At 65.7% G+C, this 19,132-nt stretch carries 11 protein-coding genes; 8 read left to right on the forward strand and 3 right to left on the reverse strand.

Annotation, left to right across the window (positions count from 1 at the left end; translation table 11 throughout):
- Positions 1-51: 51 nt before the first annotated feature.
- The 7 genes from HWY05_RS00385 to HWY05_RS00415 all read left to right on the forward strand — a co-directional run bounded on the left by HWY05_RS00385 (position 52) and on the right by HWY05_RS00415 (position 16,122).
- Positions 52-387, forward strand: coding sequence for a hypothetical protein (locus HWY05_RS00385; protein WP_035557001.1), 336 nt, complete (start codon positions 52-54; stop codon positions 385-387).
- A 58-nt stretch (positions 388-445) separates the two neighbouring features.
- Positions 446-1,054: a tail fiber protein gene (locus HWY05_RS00390; protein ID WP_176057042.1), complete on the forward strand. Its 609-nt coding sequence runs from the start codon at positions 446-448 to the stop codon at positions 1,052-1,054.
- Between the two features lie 176 nt (positions 1,055-1,230).
- Complete coding sequence (locus HWY05_RS00395; RefSeq protein WP_176057043.1) at positions 1,231-9,891, forward strand: DUF4347 domain-containing protein; 8,661 nt, start codon at positions 1,231-1,233, stop codon at positions 9,889-9,891.
- The gene (locus tag HWY05_RS00400) at positions 9,888-11,678 is read left to right on the forward strand and encodes a TolC family protein (protein ID WP_244146447.1); all 1,791 of its coding nucleotides are present in this window, start codon (positions 9,888-9,890) and stop codon (positions 11,676-11,678) included. The genes HWY05_RS00395 and HWY05_RS00400 overlap by 4 nt, the downstream gene beginning before the upstream one ends.
- Positions 11,679-11,716: 38 nt before the next feature.
- On the forward strand, positions 11,717-12,526 hold the full coding sequence (locus HWY05_RS00405) for an efflux RND transporter periplasmic adaptor subunit (protein WP_081936372.1): 810 nt from the start codon (positions 11,717-11,719) through the stop codon (positions 12,524-12,526).
- A gap of 80 nt (positions 12,527-12,606) precedes the next feature.
- Positions 12,607-13,971, forward strand: a complete 1,365-nt coding sequence (locus HWY05_RS00410) for an HlyD family efflux transporter periplasmic adaptor subunit (RefSeq protein ID WP_231585146.1) — start codon at positions 12,607-12,609, stop codon at positions 13,969-13,971.
- Between the two features lie 36 nt (positions 13,972-14,007).
- A complete protein-coding gene (locus HWY05_RS00415; protein WP_176057044.1) occupies positions 14,008-16,122 on the forward strand; it encodes a peptidase M50 in 2,115 nt (704 codons plus the stop codon).
- Between the two features lie 26 nt (positions 16,123-16,148).
- On the opposite strand, the gene HWY05_RS38200 is transcribed toward HWY05_RS00415, so the two are convergent.
- Genes HWY05_RS38200 through ampC form a run of 3 tightly spaced genes read right to left on the reverse strand, consistent with a single transcriptional unit; the run spans position 16,149 to position 17,768 of the window.
- Positions 16,149-16,406 carry a cupin domain-containing protein gene (locus tag HWY05_RS38200; protein ID WP_244146448.1) on the reverse strand — a complete coding sequence of 86 codons (258 nt, stop codon included), beginning with the start codon at positions 16,404-16,406 and terminating at the stop codon, positions 16,149-16,151.
- A 9-nt stretch (positions 16,407-16,415) separates the two neighbouring features.
- Positions 16,416-16,562 (reverse strand): hypothetical protein, encoded by a 147-nt coding sequence (locus tag HWY05_RS38205; protein ID WP_244146449.1) that lies wholly within the window; start codon positions 16,560-16,562, stop codon positions 16,416-16,418.
- Positions 16,563-16,580: 18 nt separating this feature from the next.
- A complete protein-coding gene (gene ampC / locus HWY05_RS00425; RefSeq protein WP_176057045.1) occupies positions 16,581-17,768 on the reverse strand; it encodes a class C beta-lactamase in 1,188 nt (395 codons plus the stop codon).
- A gap of 300 nt (positions 17,769-18,068) precedes the next feature.
- On the opposite strand from ampC, the gene HWY05_RS00430 reads away from it, so the two are divergent.
- Positions 18,069-19,121 (forward strand): glycosyl hydrolase, encoded by a 1,053-nt coding sequence (locus tag HWY05_RS00430; RefSeq protein WP_035557005.1) that lies wholly within the window; start codon positions 18,069-18,071, stop codon positions 19,119-19,121.
- Positions 19,122-19,132: the final 11 nt, after the last annotated feature.

Raw genomic sequence — 19,132 nt, forward strand, 5'->3', positions numbered from 1 at the left:
CGGCAATTATCTTGAGCCACGGTGTGCGACAAACTCACTGCCGGGGGGCGGGTGTCTGCAATTCCTACTCATGCCGAGTTGACTGAGTCGCTCGGCAGTCTCTTCACGTTGACGTCGCCGCAGGGCTACGCGGTCGAAGCGCGCTTGAACAGCGCGCCGGCCGGCGTGCCGATGGACGACGGCTACGACTGTTATCAGGCGCGCTTCGATCTGCCGCCCGGCGTTCAACTTCCCCAGGATGTCTACCGTGTCAGCGCGCCCGACGGCCGCGCGTGGGACCTGTTCGCCACGCCGGCGCGTCCCTCGGTGGAAGGCCTGGCGTGCCTGTGCATCGTTGTGCACGTTCCCAAACCGGCGCTCCAACAGCCGGCCGAGTCCCCGCAATGACGCCGGTGATCGTGCTAACGCCCCGGCGTTCTACCCGTCGTACCTCAAGGAGATTTTCATGAGCGATCCGTATCTCGGCGAAATCCGCATGGTGGCTTTCGACTTCGCGCCGTATGGCTGGGCACTGTGTCAGGGCCAACTCCTGCCGCTGTCGCAGAACCAGGCGTTGTTTTCGCTGCTGGGCACCCTGTACGGCGGCACCGGCACCTCGACGTTCGGTCTGCCGAATCTGGCCAGCCGCTCGCCGGTGGGCACCGGCCAAGGCGCTGGGCTGACGCAGATCGTAACCGGCCAGTCCTCCGGGCTCGAACAGTTCACGATGACCTCCGCGCAACTGCCGACGCATACGCACCCGGCCGTGCTGCCGGCGGCGACGTTGACGGCTGCGGTCAGCGTTCCGGCTTCGACGGCGACGACCGGCGGCGTGGAAGCGCCGGGGCCTACCACGGTGCTCGGCGAAGTCGTCGCAGGCGGACGGGCCGCCACGATGTACAACCCCGCCGCGCCGGACACGTCGCTCAAGCCGTTCAACGTCACCGTGCCGTTTCCGCAGACAACGGTGCCGATCGGCGTGGCCGGCTCCGGTTTGCCGGTGCCGTTGCGCAATCCGTATCTCGGTCTGAACTTCTGCATCGCGTTGCAGGGCATTTTCCCGACGCGCGGATAAGCCGGGCGGCGGGCGGCGAGTAGCCAAAGCCACAGGCAGCAACACGAAAGAGCAGTCGTAATCGCGGCCGCCACCTCGACGCCCCAACCGGCGGCAATGTGGCGGCCGCAGCAGCAGCCGGTAATCAGCAACCGGTCAACAAAAGGGCGCAGCGGCGGCCCGGTGGAGCGCGTGTCATGAAGATCATCCAGCAACTCATCAAACGTTTCGATGACATGCGCAGCGCGCGCGACAGCGGCGATGCCCGCCTCGACCTGCGCGGCAAACCCGCTCGTGTCGCCGCGACGCCGGCGCCGTTTCTGATGGCGCTCGAACCGCGGGTGGTCTATGACGCGTCGGTGGCGGCGGTCGCTCCGCAGCACCACGGCGCCGAAGCGCAAACGCATGCGGGCGCCGCCGCGTCGACCGAGGCGACCGTGCATGCCGCGCCGAAGACGATCGCCGAACACGACGTGCGGCACGGCAAGTCAGGCGCCAACGCCCCGGCGCAAAACAGCAAGCCGGCCAGCCAGGCCGGCACCGCGGACCCGCAGAAAACCACCCAGACCAGCAGCACCGTTGCCACCCAGAAAGCCGTCCAGACCGACGCCGTCCTGAGCGCCGCGGTGATCGATCCGACCGCGGCTGCGGCTGCGCATGCGGTCGTGTTCATCGACCCGAGCGTGGTCGACTACCAGTCGCTGATCGCAGGCCTGCCGGCCGGCACCCAGTACGTCGTGCTGAACGCCAACACCGATGGCTTCGCGCAGATCGCGCAATATCTGCAAACGCACCAGGGTATCCAGTCGATCCATCTGATTTCGCATGGCTCCGACGGCGAGATTCAAGCCGGCGCTGCGTGGATCAATAGCGCCGATCTGTCGGATTACAGCGCCGATCTCGCGGCGATCGGCGCCGCCATGGCCCCGGGCGGCGATTTCCTGATCTACGGCTGCGACGTTGCCGAACACGCCGACGGCCAGGCGCTGGTGCAGCAGATCGCGGCAATCACGCATCTGAACGTCGCGGCCTCGACCGATCTGACCGGCTCAAGCGCCGTGGGCGGCAACTGGACGCTCGAATACGACGTCGGCAACGTGCATACGCCGGTGCTCTTGTCGGCGGCGGTGGAGCAGGCTTACGACCACGTGCTGGCCACCAACATCGAAAACTACACGTCCGCGACCGGCTTCGACACGGGCGGGGACGTGACGTCGTTTACGCTCGATGGCCTGATCTACACGTTCAAGGACGTGAACGGCAACCCGATCGCGATTCGTACGATCGTCACAACGGATTCGTTCCTGCAGGCGCTCGCCGACGAAAACGGCACCGACAACGCGTTGCAGTTCAATCAGGACTCCGTGCCCGGCGTGACCTCGATCGTCGTTACACGGGTGGGTAATACGCCGTTCAATTTTCAGAGCATCGACCTGGACGTTCTTGCCGATAACGCCGTCACGGTCTACGCCGACAGCAATACGGCCGACGGCGTGTCGATCCCGTCGGACGGTAACTTCACGGCCACCACCGTGACGCTGACCGGGCATGCCTCGTTTGCGGATGCCCAAAGCATTACGATCTCCGGTGGCAACCTGTTCGCGGATTTCGGGCACCTCGTCTACGCGGACGTGGGGCCGTCGCTTACCGCCTCCACCGGTAGCGCGGCGTTCACCGCCGGCGACAACACGGCCTCGACGCCGGTTGTCGTGGATAGCCATCTGACGCTGACCGACACCACGAGTACCGGCGCGAAATCGGCCACGATCACTATCAGTAACGTCCAGACCGGCGACGAGCTTCTGTTTACGCCCAGCGGCTCGACGGGCAACATCTCCGCGGTGTTCAGCGGCAACGTGCTGACGCTGTCTTCGACAGGCGGCACCGCGACGATCGCGCAATGGCAGACTGCGCTTGAATCGATCACGTTTACCAATACCCAGATCACGCCGAACACCGCGACCCGCACGATCAGCTTCTCGATCACGGACAACAACAACGCCGTGGCGACGGCGAGCCGCACCGTCACGGTCGCGGACACCGACCAGACGCCGATCGTCCACACCTCCGGCGGCGCGACGACCTATGTGGCCGGCACCACCGCCGCCACGATCGACAGCGGTGTGACCGTTACCGACAGCGACACCACGCACCAGTCACTCGCGACGGTGACGATCGGCAACGCCGGCACCGGCGATACGCTGGCGTTCAGCAACACCAATACGACCCTCTACGGCAATATCACCGGGTTGTTTGCGGGTACGACACTGACGCTGAACGGCTCGGCCACCGACGCGCAATGGCAGGCGGCGCTCGACGCCGTCACGTTCTCGTCCGGCGCCGGCACCACGAGCGGCGCGCGCACCATCAGCTTCTCGATCAACGACGGGACGAAAACCAGCGCGTCGGCCACCAAAACGCTCAACGTGAGCCCGGTGCCGATCGTCACGACGGACTCCGGTTCGGCCTCATTCGTGTCGGCCGACAACGCGACGTCGACGCCGGTCACGGTGGACAGCGGCATCACGGTGGCGGAAAACGGCGGCGCGGGCACGCTCGCGTCGGTCAGCGTGCAGATCACCACCAATTTCCAGCAGGGTCAGGACAGCCTGCTGTACGTCAACAACCCGGCTACGATGGGCGACATCGGCGGCTCGTACAACGCGTCGACCGGCCTTCTGACCTTGACGTCGGCGTCGCACGCGTCGCTGGCGCAATGGCAGGCGGCCTTGCGCTCGATCACGTATACCGACACCGCCGCGTCGCCCGCCACGCCGATGCGCACCATCAGCTTCACCGCCAACGACGGCTCGAATAGCGGCCCGATCGCGACGCGCACGGTCACGGTAACCGCGACCGACAACACGCCGATCGTCACGCTGTCGGGCGGCAGCACCTCCTATGTGGCGGGCGCGCCGGGCGTGGTCGTCGACAGCGGCGTCAACGTAACCGACCGCGACCCGAACCCGACGCTGACGCAGGCGAAGGTAACGATCACCAGCGGCGGGCAAACGGGCGATACGCTGGTGTTCGTCAACGATAGCTTCGTGACCGGCTCCTATGACAGCACCAACCATATATTGACGCTGACGGCGAGCGGCAGCGTCAGCGACGCGCAATGGAACACCGAACTCGACAAGATCCAGTTCTCCAGCGCCGCCAACGCGACGGCCGGCGCGCGCACGCTTTCGTATGTCGTCAATGACGGAACCAACCTGAGCAACGCGGTGACGCGCACCGTGAACGTGATCGTGGCGCCGGTCGTCACGACCGATTCCGGTTCGGCCGCCTTCGTCGCGGGCGACAACACCGCGTCGACCCCGCTCACGGTCGACAGCGGTCTGACCGTGTCCGACGGCAGCAGTACGACGCTCGTTTCGGCGACAGTGCAAATCACCAGCAACTTCAATTCGAGCGAAGACCTGCTGATCTTCACGCCCAGCGGGGCGACCGGCGACATTGCCGGCTCGTACAACGCATCGAACGGCCTCCTGACGCTGACCTCGGCGTCGCACGCGTCGCTCGCGCAATGGCAGGCCGCGTTGCGCGCGGTTGCGTACGACGACCTCGCGGTCACGCCAAGCAATGCGACCCGCACGATCTCGTTCATCGTCAACGACGGCGCCAACAACAGCCCGGTCGCAACCCGCACGGTGACCGTGCAGGATACCGACCAGACGCCGATCGTCACGCTGTCGGGCAGCAACAGCGCGTACACGGCGGGCTCCGCCGCGACGATCATCGACAACGGCATCACGATCAGCGACCTCGACAATTCGACGCTCGCGTCGGCGACCGTGTCCATCGGCGCGGGCTTCCACGTAGGCGACACGCTGGCGTTGAGCAGCGACAGCTTTGTGACCAGTTCATACGACGCGACCCATGGCATCCTGACGTTGACCGCCACCAGCGGCAACATCAGCGTCGCGCAATGGATGTCCGAACTCGATAACGTCACGTTCTCCAGCGCGCCGGGCGTGCCCGCGGGCGCGCGCACCGTGTCTTACACGGTGAACGACGGGACCGAGTCCAGCCTGGCAGTCTCGCGTACGGTGACCGTGACCGCGGTGCCGGTCCTGACGACCGATTCCGGCTCGGCCTCCTTCGTCGCGGGCGACAACATCGCGTCGACGCCGGTCACGGTCGACAGCGGTCTGACCGTGGCCGACAGCAGCAGTACGACGCTCGTGAGCGCGACGGTGCAGATCACCGGCAACTTCCATGCGGGTGAGGACGTGCTGGTGTACAGCGCGAACGGCTCGACGGGCGACATCTCCGGCAGCTTCGACGCGACCACGGGGCTGCTGACGCTGAGCTCGACGTCGCACGCCACGCTTGCGCAATGGCAGGCGGCGTTGCGCTCGATCACGTACACCGACACGGCGGTCACGCCGAACCCCAGCACCCGCACCATCTCGTTCACCGTCAACGACGGCGCCAACAGCAGCCCGATCGCAACCCGCACGGTGACCGTGACGGATACCGACCAGACCCCGATCCTCACCACCTCGGGCGGCACCACCGCATTCGTCGAAGGCGACAATGTTACGTCGACGCCGGTCGCGATCGATAGCGGCGTGACCGTCTCGGATCTGGACAATACGACGCTGGCGCACGCGACCGTATCGATCACCGGCAACCTCCACAGCGGCGAGGACGTGCTTGCATTCAGCAACACCAACGCGACGCTGTTCGGCGACATCTCCGGGACGTACAACGCGCTCACCGGCACGATGCAACTGAGTTCGTCGAGCGGCACCGCGACGCTCGCGCAGTGGCAGGCGGCCTTGCGCGCGGTGACGTACACCGATACGGCGATCACCCCGAACACCGCGAACCGCACGATCAGTTTCTCCGTCAACGACGGCGCCAAAGACAGTCTGGCGGGCAGCAAGACCGTGTCGGTCACGGGCGTCGACCAAAGCCCGGTGTTGAGCGCGTCGAGCGGCAATTTCGACTATCTGCCGGGCGCGGCCGCGCACAACATCGACAGCGGCATCACGCTGACCGACAGCGACAGCACGACCATGGCGTCGGCGACGATCCAGTTCAGCTCCGGTTTCCAGAGCGGCGACCAGTTGAGCCTGAATTACAACGCGGCGACGATGGGCTTCAACTTCAACATCACGTTCGACGCCGCGGCCGGGACCTTGACGATCACCCGCACCGGCGCGATGACCCTCTCGAACTGGCAGGCGATCATCGACAACGTGCAGTTTTCGGCGGCGCCGGGCGTACCGCTCGGCACGCGCGCGCTGTCCGTGGTCACATCGGACGGCGTCAAGGACAGCAACACGCTGACGTACAACGTCGATGTGATCAGCTCCGCGCCGCAACTGTCGACCACCAGCACGGGCAGCGTCACCTTCACCGCGGGCGACAACGTGGCCGGCGTGCCGATCGTGGTGGACGGCGGGCTCAGCGTGCTCGACCCGCTCGGCAATCCCATCGTGTCGGCGATGGTGTCGATCACCGGCAACTATCAGTCCGACCAGGACGTGCTGCTGTTCGTCAACGACGGCGCGACGATGGGCGATATCTTCGGCAACTTCAACGCGGCGACCGGCGTGCTGACGCTGACCTCGTCCAGCGGCACCGCGACCGACGGGCAATGGGCTGCCGCCATGCGCGCCGTGACGTTTACCGACACGGCGGTGACGCCCGATACGGCGTCGCGTTCGATCAGCTTCCAGATTACCGACGGCACGCAAAACAGCACCACGCTGATACGCACCGTCACGGTGGCGGACACCGACCAGACGCCGATACTCGCCACCGCCAGCACCGGTTCGGCCTCGTTCGTGGCCGGTGACAACACCACTTCGACGCCGGTCGCGATCGACACCGGCATCACGGTATCCGATCGCGACAACGGCACGCTGGCCTCGGCGACGTTCCAGATCGGCGCGGGCTTCAACGCCGGCGAAGACGTGCTGGGGTTCACCAACGACGGCGCGACGATGGGCAACATCACCGCCAGCTACGACGCCGTGCACGGCACGCTGTCGCTGAGTTCGGCCGGCGCGAGCGCGACGCTCGCGCAATGGCAGGCGGCGTTGCGTTCGGTGACGTACACCGACACGGCGGTCACGCCGAGCACCACCATGCGCACGATCAGCTTCACGGTCAACGACGGCGCGAAGAGCAGCGCCGCGCTGACGCGCACCGTCACGGTGGCGGATACGGATCAGACGCCGATTGTCGGGTCGACGAGTACGGGGTCGGCCACGTTCGTGTCAGGCGACAACGGGCCGTCGACGCCGGTCGTCATCGACAACGGCATCACGGTGTCCGATCTCGACAACACGACGCTGGGCTCGGCGACAGTGCAGATCGGCGCGGGTTTCCATGCGGGCGAGGACGTGCTTGGCTTCACCAACGACGGCGCGACGATGGGCAACATCACCGTCATAAGCTACGACGCCGTGCACGGCACGCTGACGCTCAGTTCGACCGGCGCCACCGCCACGCTCGCGCAATGGCAGTCCGCGCTGCGCTCGGTGACCTACGTGGACACGGCGGTCACGCCGAGCGGCGCGACGCGCACGATTGACTTTACGGTGAACGACGGCACGAATCCCAGCGCCGTCTACGCGCGCAACGTCGACGTGACCGCCGCCGACCAGACGCCGATCCTGACGACCTCCGGCGGCAGCAGCGCCTTCGTCGCGGGCGACAACGTCGCGTCGACGCCGGTCGTCATCGACAACGGCGTGACGGTGTCGGACCTCGATAACACGACGCTGGCGTCGGCGACGGTGCAGATCGGCACGGGTTTCCATAGCGGAGAAGACGTGCTCGCGTTCACGAACGACGGCGCGACGATGGGCAACATCACCGCCAGCTACGACGCGGTGCACGGCACGCTGACACTCAGTTCGACCGGCGCCGCCGCCACGCTCGCGCAATGGCAGTCCGCGCTGCGTTCGGTGACGTACACCGACACGGCGGTCACGCCGGACAACAGCACGCGCACGATCAGCTTCACGGTCAACGACGGCACCAGGGACAGCGCCGCGGGCACGAAGGGCGTGACCGTCGCCGACGTCGACCAGACGCCGGTGACCACGACGTCTAGCGGTAACACGGCGTTCGTGTCGGGCGACAACGCCACGTCGACGCCGGTCACGGTGGACAGCGGCCTGAGCGTGTCGGACCGCGACAATGCGACGCTCGCGTCGGCGACTGTCTCGATCACGACGGGTTTCCATGCCGGCGAGGACGTGTTGTCATTCACGAACGGCAACGCCACGACGTTCGGCAACATTACCGCTTCGTTCGACGCCACGACCGGTGTGCTGACGCTGACGTCGGCGGGCCAGTCGGCCACGGTCGCGCAATGGCAGGCGGCGCTGCGCGCGGTGACCTACATCGACACGGCGTTGCTGCCCGACAGCGCCCAACGCACCGTCAGCTTCACCGTCAACGATGGCCAGAAGGACAGCGCGGTCGGCACGAAAGCGATCACCGTGACCGCGACGGATCAGACACCTCTGGTCACCAACGGCGACACGAGTCCACTGACCTTCAACAGCGGACCGAACGCGCAGCCGGTCACGATCGCGTCGCAGATCAGCGTGACCGATGCGGACAGCAGCGCGACGCTGGCATCGGCCATGGTGTCGATCAGCGGTGGCTTCCACGCCGATCGCGACGTGCTCGCGTTCACGGGCAGCGCGGCGACCGGCAATATCGTCGGCAGCTACGACGCAACGACGGGTGTGCTGACGCTGAATTCTGCGGGCCACAGCGCAACCTTCGCGCAATGGCAGGCGGCGCTCGCTGCCGTCACCTACGTGGACAGCGCAAGCGAAACCGTCGCGAGCAGCCGGACGATCAGCTTCTCCGTCAACGACGGCCAGAAGAGCAGCGTGCCGTCCACGCGGACCGTGAACGTCGCGGCGGCGCCGGTGACGGTGACCCAGCCGACGCAATCGACGCAGCCGATGCCGGCGAACCTGGTCACGCTGCCGCCGCGTGGCAACGGTGCGGGCGCGGCGTCGTCCGCGACGCAGTCGAACACACCGAATGCGCCGTCCACGTCCGCGCCCGACATCGTCATCACGTTCCCGCGCAACCTGACCGACAGCATTTCCAACCCGCTGATCGTGCTCGACGCGTTCGCCGAAGCACCGGAAGTCGGCTCGATCCCGGCCATCCACACGGCCACCTTCAGCGCCGACGAAATCGGCACGAGCAGCTACGCGAATAGCGGCAGTGTGGGCGGTTCGAACCATCACGGTTCGCTCAGCGACACCTCGGTCGGCCCGATCGACACGACGCCCGCGCCGACCAGCGCGCCGCTGTCGCTCGATCTGCCCGCACTCGCCATGCATCTGAACGTCGCGCCGGATCAGGCGTTCGTCGTATCGCTGCCGGTCATGCTCGGTTCGAGCGAAGGTTTGCCGGTCGGCGCCGACGCGCATGTCGAACTGCGTCTCGCCGACGGCCGTCCGCTGCCGAACTGGCTGCATTACGACCCGGTGCGCGGCACGCTGAGCGGCAAAGTGCCGGCGAATCAGCGCGGCCTGCAGATCGCGATCATCGCGCACGACGCTCAAGGTCATCAGACACGCCGCGACGTGGCGATCGAATTCGGCGGTGCGAGCCGCTCCACGCAGTCAGGGCATGCCGGACACGACACACCACACGGCGCGGCCCATCCGCCCGCGGTGGCGCCGAATGCCACCCCAGCCACGACACCGCACGCGGCGCTGCCGTTCAATAGCCCGCCACTGGCCAAACCCTCGCTCGCCGAACAGTTCGTGCGCGCCCATGCGACGCTGCACGTGGCCCGTCCGGTCAACGCTGCTACGACCACCGTCGCGCCCGAGTCCGTCGCGCGAGGTCACGCATGAGCGTCCGCCGTTTTCCGAATCCCGTCATCTTTAGAAAGAGAGCCGCTGAATTGAACTCCTCGTCCGTAGCGGTGCGTGCACCGCGTCCCGCCTTGCTGGCATTGTCGCTCGCCGTGATCTGGCTGTCGGGCTGCGCAATCAAACCCACGCCGTTCACCGAAGCCGAACGCACGCAGACCGCGCAAACCGACCGCACGTCGATGTTCGCGCAACAGCAGGCCGTCAGCGGCCCGATCACGCTAGACGAAGCCATGGCGCGCGCGATCCGCTACAACCTCGATCATCGGCTGAAGATGATGGAAGAGGCGCTCGCGCAGAAGCAGCTCGATCTGTCGAATTTCGATCTGCTGCCCAAGCTCACCGCGCAGGCCGGTTATACGACGCGCAATCATGAACTCGCGTCGTCGTCGACCAACGTGTTCACCAATGAGCAATCGCTCGCGCCGTCGTATTCGACCGACAAGAACGACCGCACCGCGGATCTGTCGTTCTCGTGGAATCTGCTGGACTTCGGCGTCAGCTACTACGAAGCGAAAGAGCAGGCGGACCACGTTCTGGTGCTCGAACAACGCCGCCGTAAAGTCGTGCAGTTGATGATGCAACAGGTGCGCGAAGCGTACTGGCAGGCGACCGGCGCGCAACGTCTGCGCGATCGTATCGGACCGCTGCTCGATCAGGCACGCGGTGCGTTGAACGATTCGCGCCAGGCGCAGCGCGAAAACCTGCGTGCGCCGCTCGATACGCTGAACTACCAGCACGCGCTGCTCGATCTGATGCGTCAGCTCGAAGAGATCCGCGATCAGCTCGAAGAAGCCAAGCCGCGTCTGGCCGCGCTGATGAATCTCGAGCCGGGCAAGGACTACACGCTCGCGCCGCCGGAAGGCTTCGCGGTGCCGACGTTCGACATGCCGATGGACCGCATGGAAGAAACCGCGCTGGAGCGTCGTCCGGAACTGGTCGAGGCGAGCTACAACGAACGGATCAGCGTCAACGAAACCCATAAGGCGATGGCGAAGATGCTGCCCGGCATCGAGTTCAGCCTGGGCACGCATTACGACAGCAACAGCTTCCTCGTCTACAACGCGTGGCGCGCGGCGGGTATCAGCGTGAGCTGGAACCTGCTGAACCTGATCAACGTGAAGAACATCAAGGGCATGGCCGACGCGCAGCTCGAAGTGGCGAAGACGCAGCGTCTCGCGCTGAGCATGGCGGTGCTGACGCAAGTGCACGTGGCCACCAGCGAGCTGAGCGCGAAACGTCGCCAGTTCGATCTGCTCAAGCAGATGAACGACGTCGATCAGCAGATTCTCGAACACACGCATAACGCGACTCAGGCGAACGCGCAGGGCAAGCTCGAAGAAATTCGCGCGGCGACCGGCGCGATGATGTCCGAGCTGCGTCTCTATCAGAGCTACGGCGAACTCGAAAATGCGTACGGGCAACTGCTCGCCACGCTCGGGCTCGATCCGGTGCCGGATACCGTCAAGGGTCACGATCTGGCGTCGTTGCAGCAGTCGATCAATCAGGAACAGCAGCGCTGGGTCGCGCTCGGCCATGGCATCGCCACCAGCGCTGTTCCGGTGGGTGCGGCGGGCGGCGTGGCCGTCAATCCGGCAAGCGCGCCGGTCAAGACGCCGGCAGCCAGCACGCCGGCCGCCGCGCAACCCGTTGCGCCGGTCAACCTGCAAGCCAACGCACAGACGAGCGCACAGACGAGCGCACAGACCAGCGCACCGGCCACTATCCAGGCAACCGGTCCCGCAACAGGTGGAGTCAAGACGCAATGAAGTTTTCGCAGTGTGCGGCGTGGTGTGCAGTCGCAGTCATGTTGTCCGCACAACCGGTCTGGAGCGCGCAGCCTGGCGCCCAGCCGGACGTAAAACCTGTCGCGAAGCCGGCGGTCAAGCCGGTTTCCGTGCAAGCCCCGGCGCTCGCGCCGCAGCCGGCGTCGGCGCAAACCGATGCGTCCGGCGACGCGGGCAAGATCCGCATCCAGCTCGTGTCGCGCGATCAGGTGGATCTGTCGAGCGAAATCGCCGCCAAGATCGCGACGCTGCCGTTGCGTGACGGTGACGCGTTCCGCACCGGTCAGACGCTGGTGTCGCTCGATTGCTCGCTGTACACGGCGCAATTGCGCAAGGCGCAGGCCGAAGCCGGCGCCGCCAGCGATCTGCTGAATGTGGATCAGCGGCTCGCGCAACTGCATTCGGTCGGTGAGCTCGAAGTGCAGCAGGCGGCCGCCAAACTGAAGGCGAGCAACGCCGAGGTCGCCTACATGCAGGCGACCGTGCGCAAATGCGTGATCACCGCGCCGTTCGACGGCCGCGTCTCGAAGCGCTCGGCCGCGCCGCAGCAGTTCGCGGAACCGGGCAAGCCGCTGCTGACGATCGTCGACACCAGCCGTCTCGAACTGAAAATGATCGTGCCGTCGAAGTGGCTCGTCTGGCTGAAGCCCGGCCATGCGCTCAGCGTGCAGGTCGACGAGGTCGGCAAGACCTATCCGGCGCAGGTCGCCCGCATCGGCGCGCGCGTCGATCCGGTGACGCAGACCGTCGACGTGACGGCCGCACTGGCCGGCAACGTGCCCGAGTTGCTGCCCGGCATGAGCGGCTGGGCTACCTTCGCCAGCCGATGACCGCCATGCATCCGGCGCCCGGTGGGCCGTCGCCCGGGAACCACGCGAATAACGTGCGAATCGACCCGCAGCAACTGGCCATGCTGTGGCAACTCGCGGCCCGCGCGCGCGACGCGCAGACCGAAGCGACCCTTGGCTTCACCGTGGTCAACGAAACGCTGTCGCTGCTGCCGTACCGGCAAGCCGCCTGGTGGCGCGGCACCGCGCCCGGCACGGTGGCGGCGGTATCCGGTTTGCCGGAGAGCGATCCGAATGCGCCTTACGTGCAGTGGCTCGGCGCGCTGTGCCGGGTGCTGGCGCGCGCGCCTGAAACCGCTGCACCGAGTGCCGCCGACGCGACCGTGGCAGCGCCCGCGGAGCGCGCGCGTGCCTTCACCGCGGCGGATCTCGCCGTCGATCCTTCAGCCGCGCACGTCGTGCAGGACTGGCAGGCGTGGTGGCCCGAGCATGGTCTCTGGCTGCCGCTGGCCGATCGCAGCGGCCGTTCGCTGGGCGGCGTGGTGTTCGCACGCGACGCCGCCTGGACCGCGGTGGATTGCGCGTTGCTCGGCGAGCTTGCGCAGGTCTGGGCTCATGCCTTCGCGGCGTTCGGGCCGCGGCCTTCGTGGTTCGAACGGGCGCGCGTGATTCTGAAGCCGGGCCGGCAGCAGCGTCGCGTATTGATCGGGTTGGCGATTGCGTGTCTGATTCCCGTGCGGCTGACGGTGCTCGCGCCGGCCGAAGTCACGCCGAAAGATCCGTTCGTGGTGCGCGCGCCGCTCGACGGCGTGATCGACCGTTTGTACGTGCAGCCGAACCAGCCGGTCGCAGCCGGCACGCCGCTGCTCGGTCTCGACGCCACGACGCTGCAGTCGCGCTATGCGCTGGCGCGCAAGGACTTCGATACCGCGCAGGAAGAGTATCGGCAGACCGCGCAGCTCGCCGTGACCGACGACCGCAACCGCCTCGACATGGCCGAACGCAAAGGTAAGCTCGACCAGAGTGCCGTGCAGCTCGACTACACGGCGCAGCAACTCGCGCGCGTGCGGGTCAGCGCGGCGCGCGCGGGCGTCGCGGTGTTCTCCGATCCGAACGAATGGACCGGCAAGGCCGTCGCCGTCGGCGAAAAGATCCTGTTGCTGGCGGACCCGGCGCATGTCGAACTGAGCGCCTATGTGCCGGTTGCCGATAACGTCGACGTGAAAGCCGGCGCAACGATCACGCTGTATCCGAAGAGCTCGCCGCTCGCCACTTACGAAGCGCGCATCGACTCGGTCGCGTATCGCGCCGAGCCGACGCCCGACGGCGTGCTCGCATACCGCATCCGCGCGACCTTTAGCGACGCCACGGCGCGGCCGCCGCTCGGCGCGATGGGCACCGCGCGGATTCATGGCAACTGGGTGCCGTTGTTCTACTACGTGCTGCGTCGTCCGTTGACGCTGGCGCGTCAGTGGCTGGGCTGGTAACGCCATGTGCTCCGCCCGTTTGAGTGGGATCGCAACATGAGCCGGCTGCCGCAACTTCGCCAGGAACTGACGCTCAGCGTCGGCGCGCCCTCGTCGGAAGGCGCGCCGACGTGGATGCTGCACGACCCCGCCGCGAACCGCTTTTTCCAGCTCGGCTGGCCGGCCTTCGAGCTGCTGTCGCGCTGGCCGCTCGACGACGCCAGCGCGATCGTCGCCAGTGTGAATCGCGACACGACGCTGACCGTCACGATCGACGACATGGAAGCGCTCGTGCGCATGCTCCATCAGCAGAACCTGCTGGTCGCGCGCACCGCTGCCGACGCCGACCGGCTCGCCGCCCGCGCCGAAGCAGGGCGGCTCGGCCAGGCGATGTGGCTGCTCAAGCACTACCTGATGATCCGCATTCCGCTGTGGCATCCCATGGCGTTTCTGCGGCGCACCGCGCGCTATGCGTCGTTCGCGTTTCGTCCGGTGTTCTGGATGATGATCGCCGCCTGCGCGGTGCTCGGGCTGTTCCTCGTGTCGCGCCGCTGGGACGAATTCCTGCATACGTTCCACTCGTACGCGGATCTGCAAGGGCTCGTCGCGGTCGGCATCGCGATTGGCTGTGCGAAGGTGCTGCACGAATTCGCGCATGCGTTCACCGCGCAGCGTTACGGCTGCCGCGTGCCGACCATGGGCGTGGCCTTTCTCGTGATGTTGCCGGTGCTGTACACGGATACCACCGAAGCGTGGAAAGTGCCAAGCCGCGCGAGCCGTCTGCGGATCGGCGCGGCCGGCATGCTGAGCGAACTCGCGCTCGCCGCCGTGGCAACGCTCGCGTGGAGTCTGCTGCCCGACGGCCCGCTGCGCGCCGGGGCGTTTCTGCTCGCCACCACCACGTGGATCGGCACGCTGGCGATCAACGCGAGTCCGTTCATGCGCTTCGACGGCTATTTTCTGCTGTCGGACTGGCTCAACATGCCGAACCTGCACGACCGCGCGTTCGCGCTCGGCCGCTGGTGGCTGCGCGAGTGGCTGTTCGGTTTCGACGAGCCGCAGCCGGAACCGTGCTCGCCATCGCGGCGGCGGTTTCTCGTCGGCTTTGCATTGGCGACGTGGTTTTACCGGCTCGCGGTGTTTTTCTCGATCGCGCTGGTCGTGTATCACGCGTTTTTCAAGGTACTGGGGCTGATGCTGTTTTGCATCGAGTTCGGCTGGTTTATCGTGCGGCCGATGTGGCGCGAAACGCTCGCGTGCTGGGAGCGTCGCGCGCAATTGCGCTGGCGGTGGCAGACCCGGCGCAGCGCGTTGCTCGGTGCGTTGCTGATCGGCTTGCTGGTGTTGCCGTGGCACGCGGGCGTGAATGCGCCGGCGGTGTTCGGGCCGCAGCATGCGCAAGGCTTGTACACCGTCGCGGCGGGTTATGTGGCGGCGACGCCGCCGCCCGCCCAGGACGGTCAGACGGTGCACGCGGGCGAGGTGCTCGCGACCATCGTGTCGCCGGATCTCGAGTACAAGCTCAAAGCTGCGCAGGCCGATGAAGCCTTGCTGCGCTGGCAGGTCGAACAGCAGGCGTTCGACGATCGTCTGCGCGAGCAGGGCGTCGCGCTGACGCGGCGCTGGGACGCGGCGCGTCAGACGATCGCGGGCTTGCAGGCGGAAATCGAACAGTTGACGATTCGCGCGCCGTTCGCCGGCACGCTCGATGTGCCGGGCGACGCGCTCGCGGCCGGCACGTGGCTGCCGCGCGGCGAGCGGCTATACGACGTGATTGGGCCCGGCGGTATCAAGGGCGACGCGTTCGTCGGCGAGAACGACGTGGGCCGCGTGCGGACCGGCGAGCCGGCGGTGTTCGTCGCGACGCTCGCGGAAATGCGGCCGGTGCATTGCCGCGTGCAGGCCGTCGACAAAGTGAATATCGGCGTGCTCGACGAGCCTTCGGTCGCGAGCCAGTATGGCGGCCCGATTCCCGCCGAGCAGGACGCGAAGACGCATCAACTGGTGCCGTTGCAGGCGACCTGGCGAGTGCGGATCGGCGACTGCGATAGCGGCAGGATGCTGACGCGCGAGTTGACGGGAAGCGCGTCGCTGGATGGCGGGCGGGAGAGTTATGCGGGCAAGTGGCTGCGTGCGCTCGTCGCGGTCATGCAGGGGGAAGGCGGCTTTTAAGCCAACTTTCGTCGCGTGGCGACCGCTCAGTTCGGTGCGGCCACGTTGAACGGCTTGCCCGGAATCCACGCCCACGTGGCCAGCACTTTTGCGCCTGCCGGGCCGGCCTTCGTGACGTGGACGACGTTCGCCGGCATCCGGTAACTCTCGCCGGCATGCACGATCCGATCGGGCTGGCCGTCCACCTGCACGGTGACTTCCCCTTCGAGCACATACGCGACCTCCGGGCCGGTCGCTTTGTGCCGCGCTTTAGCTGCATTCGGCGGGAATTCGGCGATGCCCATGCCCATCTCTCAGTTGGTCCCGGCCACGGGGACGCGTTGCAGGACGACGGTGTCTTTGGTGGGCGGTGGCGTGCCGGCTGCCTTGGCTGATTGCAGCGGTGCGCTCAGTGTCATTGCCGCCGTCACGATCGACGCGAAGCGAAACACGCGGTTCATGGCGATTCCCCTTTTTGATCAACGTGCGCCGCTGGCGGCGAGTGCCGTCAGAATCCGATGCGCGACAGTGACGCGATCGTCGATCGGCACGTTCCTGTTCGCGAGCATCACGATGCCGAGCTGCTTGCCGGGAATAAACGCCACATACGCGCCAAAGCCGTTCGTCGAGCCGGTCTTGTTGATCCAGACATCCTGCTGCGGCGCTAACGGCGGCTTGATTGCGGTGACGGGGGTCGCTTTCATCGTCATCGCCGTCGAGTTGCCTTCGAGCAGGGTCTTCAACGCCACCGGAGTCGCGTACTGCTCCCAGATCAGATCCTGCGTCATCACGCCCGCCGTGAAGTAACCCGTATGCGTCGCCGTGATCGCGCGTTGCCAGGCGCCGTCGATCTGCACCAGATTCATGTTCGCTTGCAGGAAGCGCGTCATGTCGGTTGCCGTCGTCTTGACGCCGTATGCCTCGGCGGATAACACGCCGGGCGCGACGCGGATCGGTGCGCCGTCTTTCTTGTAGCCTTGCGCGTAGTCCGGCATGCGGGCGGCCGGCACGTCGATATAGCTGTTCTTCAGGCCGAGCGCGGGGAACAGGCGCTGTTGCATTAGCGGCGTGAACGCTTCGCCCATGCTTTTGGCCGTGATCAGGCCGAGCGTGCCGATGCCGGGATTCGAATACGTCCGGCAAGTGCCTGGCGCGCAACCCGGTTTCCATGCTTTGAGGTAGCCCAGAAACTGCTCGTCGTTCTGGATCTCGTCGGGCACCTGCAGCGGCAGCACGCCGGGCGTATGCGTGCCCAGATTGACGAGACGCACGTTGCCGAACGGACTGCCTTGCAGCGACGGCAAGTAGTGGCTCGTCTTGTCCGACAGCGATAGCTTGCCCGTCACTTGCGCGTACGACGCCAGCGTCGCCGTGAAGGTCTTGCTCACGGAGCCGATTTCGAACAGCGTGTCTTGCGTGACCGGCTTGCCGGTTTCCGTCGACGCCACGCCGTAATTGAACACGTAAGGCTGACCCGCCACGATCACGCCGACCGCCATGCCGTGTACGCCGTCTTTGGCCATGAGCGGTTGAATGGCGGCGTCGACCGTGTGTTGAATGTTGGCTTGCGAGGCGTTGTTGTTGTCGGCGGCGTGCGTTGCGGCGGCGGTGGCGCACAGGGCGACGAATGCGATCGTCGCGATGGGAGTGAGGGGGCGGAGTTTCATCTGCGTTGTTTCCTTGACTATCGGCCAGGCCGCACTATCCGATATTTACGGTTGGCTGACAATCGACGATATGTTGCGTGAGGGTAAAGAAAATCTTGTGGGCGAGGAGCGCACGCCGATTCCGGGTTGGCCCGCTCCGGTTTCGAACAACCCGTCTTTACCTCCCTATCTGAGCAGGTGTTTTCCCCGAGGGAATTACTAAGCTGCCTGTGTGCCATTTCTGGTTATTCAGCATGCCGGGCGGATAGAGCGACCCGTTAATGAAAATGGCCAAAATTGATTCTCACTCAGGAGAAAACTTTGAAAGCCAACATGATAAAAGGCATTGCGGCCGGTCTTTTATGCGCCGTGATCGCAGCGTGTGGTGGAGGTGCTTCAGATCCGGTCGGTGTCAGTCAAAAGAAAATGTCCCATGCCGCCGTTGTGGCGAAGGGATTTATTTTCAGTCCCTACAAAGATCTCACGATCAATATGAACTGGAACACGAATGTGATTTCCACCAACGTGACGGGGTCGTTACAACCCATTCTGAGTGTGATGCCGGGCAAGCTCAATACGCTGACCTGGGCGTTCGCCACCGGCGAATGCGGGAGCGAAAACTGGGCGGGGCTGACGCCTTCGCAGGTGGCGGGGGCGAACGTTCAGGCGGCCGTCAATGCGGGCAAGAGCTATATCGTGTCCACCGGCGGCGCGGCAGGCTCGTTCACCTGCGGCTCGGACGCCGGCTTTAGCAAATTTATCCAGACCTATTACTCGGCCAATATGCTCGGTGTCGATTTCGATATTGAAGCGGGCCAAAGTCAGGACGACATTAATAACCTGATCCAGCGCGTGATCGTTGCGCAGAGAACTTATCCCAACTTGCGTTTCAGCTTTACGATCGCGACATTGGGCGGTAATTCGCCGCAAAGCCTGGGCGGCACAGGCGAGATGGTCATGAACGCCATTCAATCCGCCGGCTTGACGAATTACACGATCAACCTCATGACCATGGACTATGGCAGTTCCATTCCCGGCAATTGCGTGGTGGGCAGTAGCGGTTCGTGCGATATGGGGCAATCGGCGGTGCAGGCGGCGATCAATCTGCATGGCTATTACGGCGTGCCGTATAGCCAGATCGAACTCACGCCGATGATAGGCGGCAACGATACGCAGGACGAGGTCTTCACCACCGCCGACGTCGCGACCGTCTCCTCGTTCGCGACGCAGAACGGCCTGGCCGGCGTGCATTTCTGGTCGTTCGATCGCGACAACGACTGCGCGCCGGGCTACGCGTCGCCCACCTGCAATAGTTATGGCCAGGCGGGCACGCTGGGCTTTACCAATCAGTTCATCGCGCAGTTGGGCCTTTGATCGACGTGAGC

The sequence above is a fragment of the Paraburkholderia sp. BCC1876 genome (assembly GCF_902833695.1).
In the GTDB taxonomy this organism is placed as follows: domain Bacteria; phylum Pseudomonadota; class Gammaproteobacteria; order Burkholderiales; family Burkholderiaceae; genus Paraburkholderia.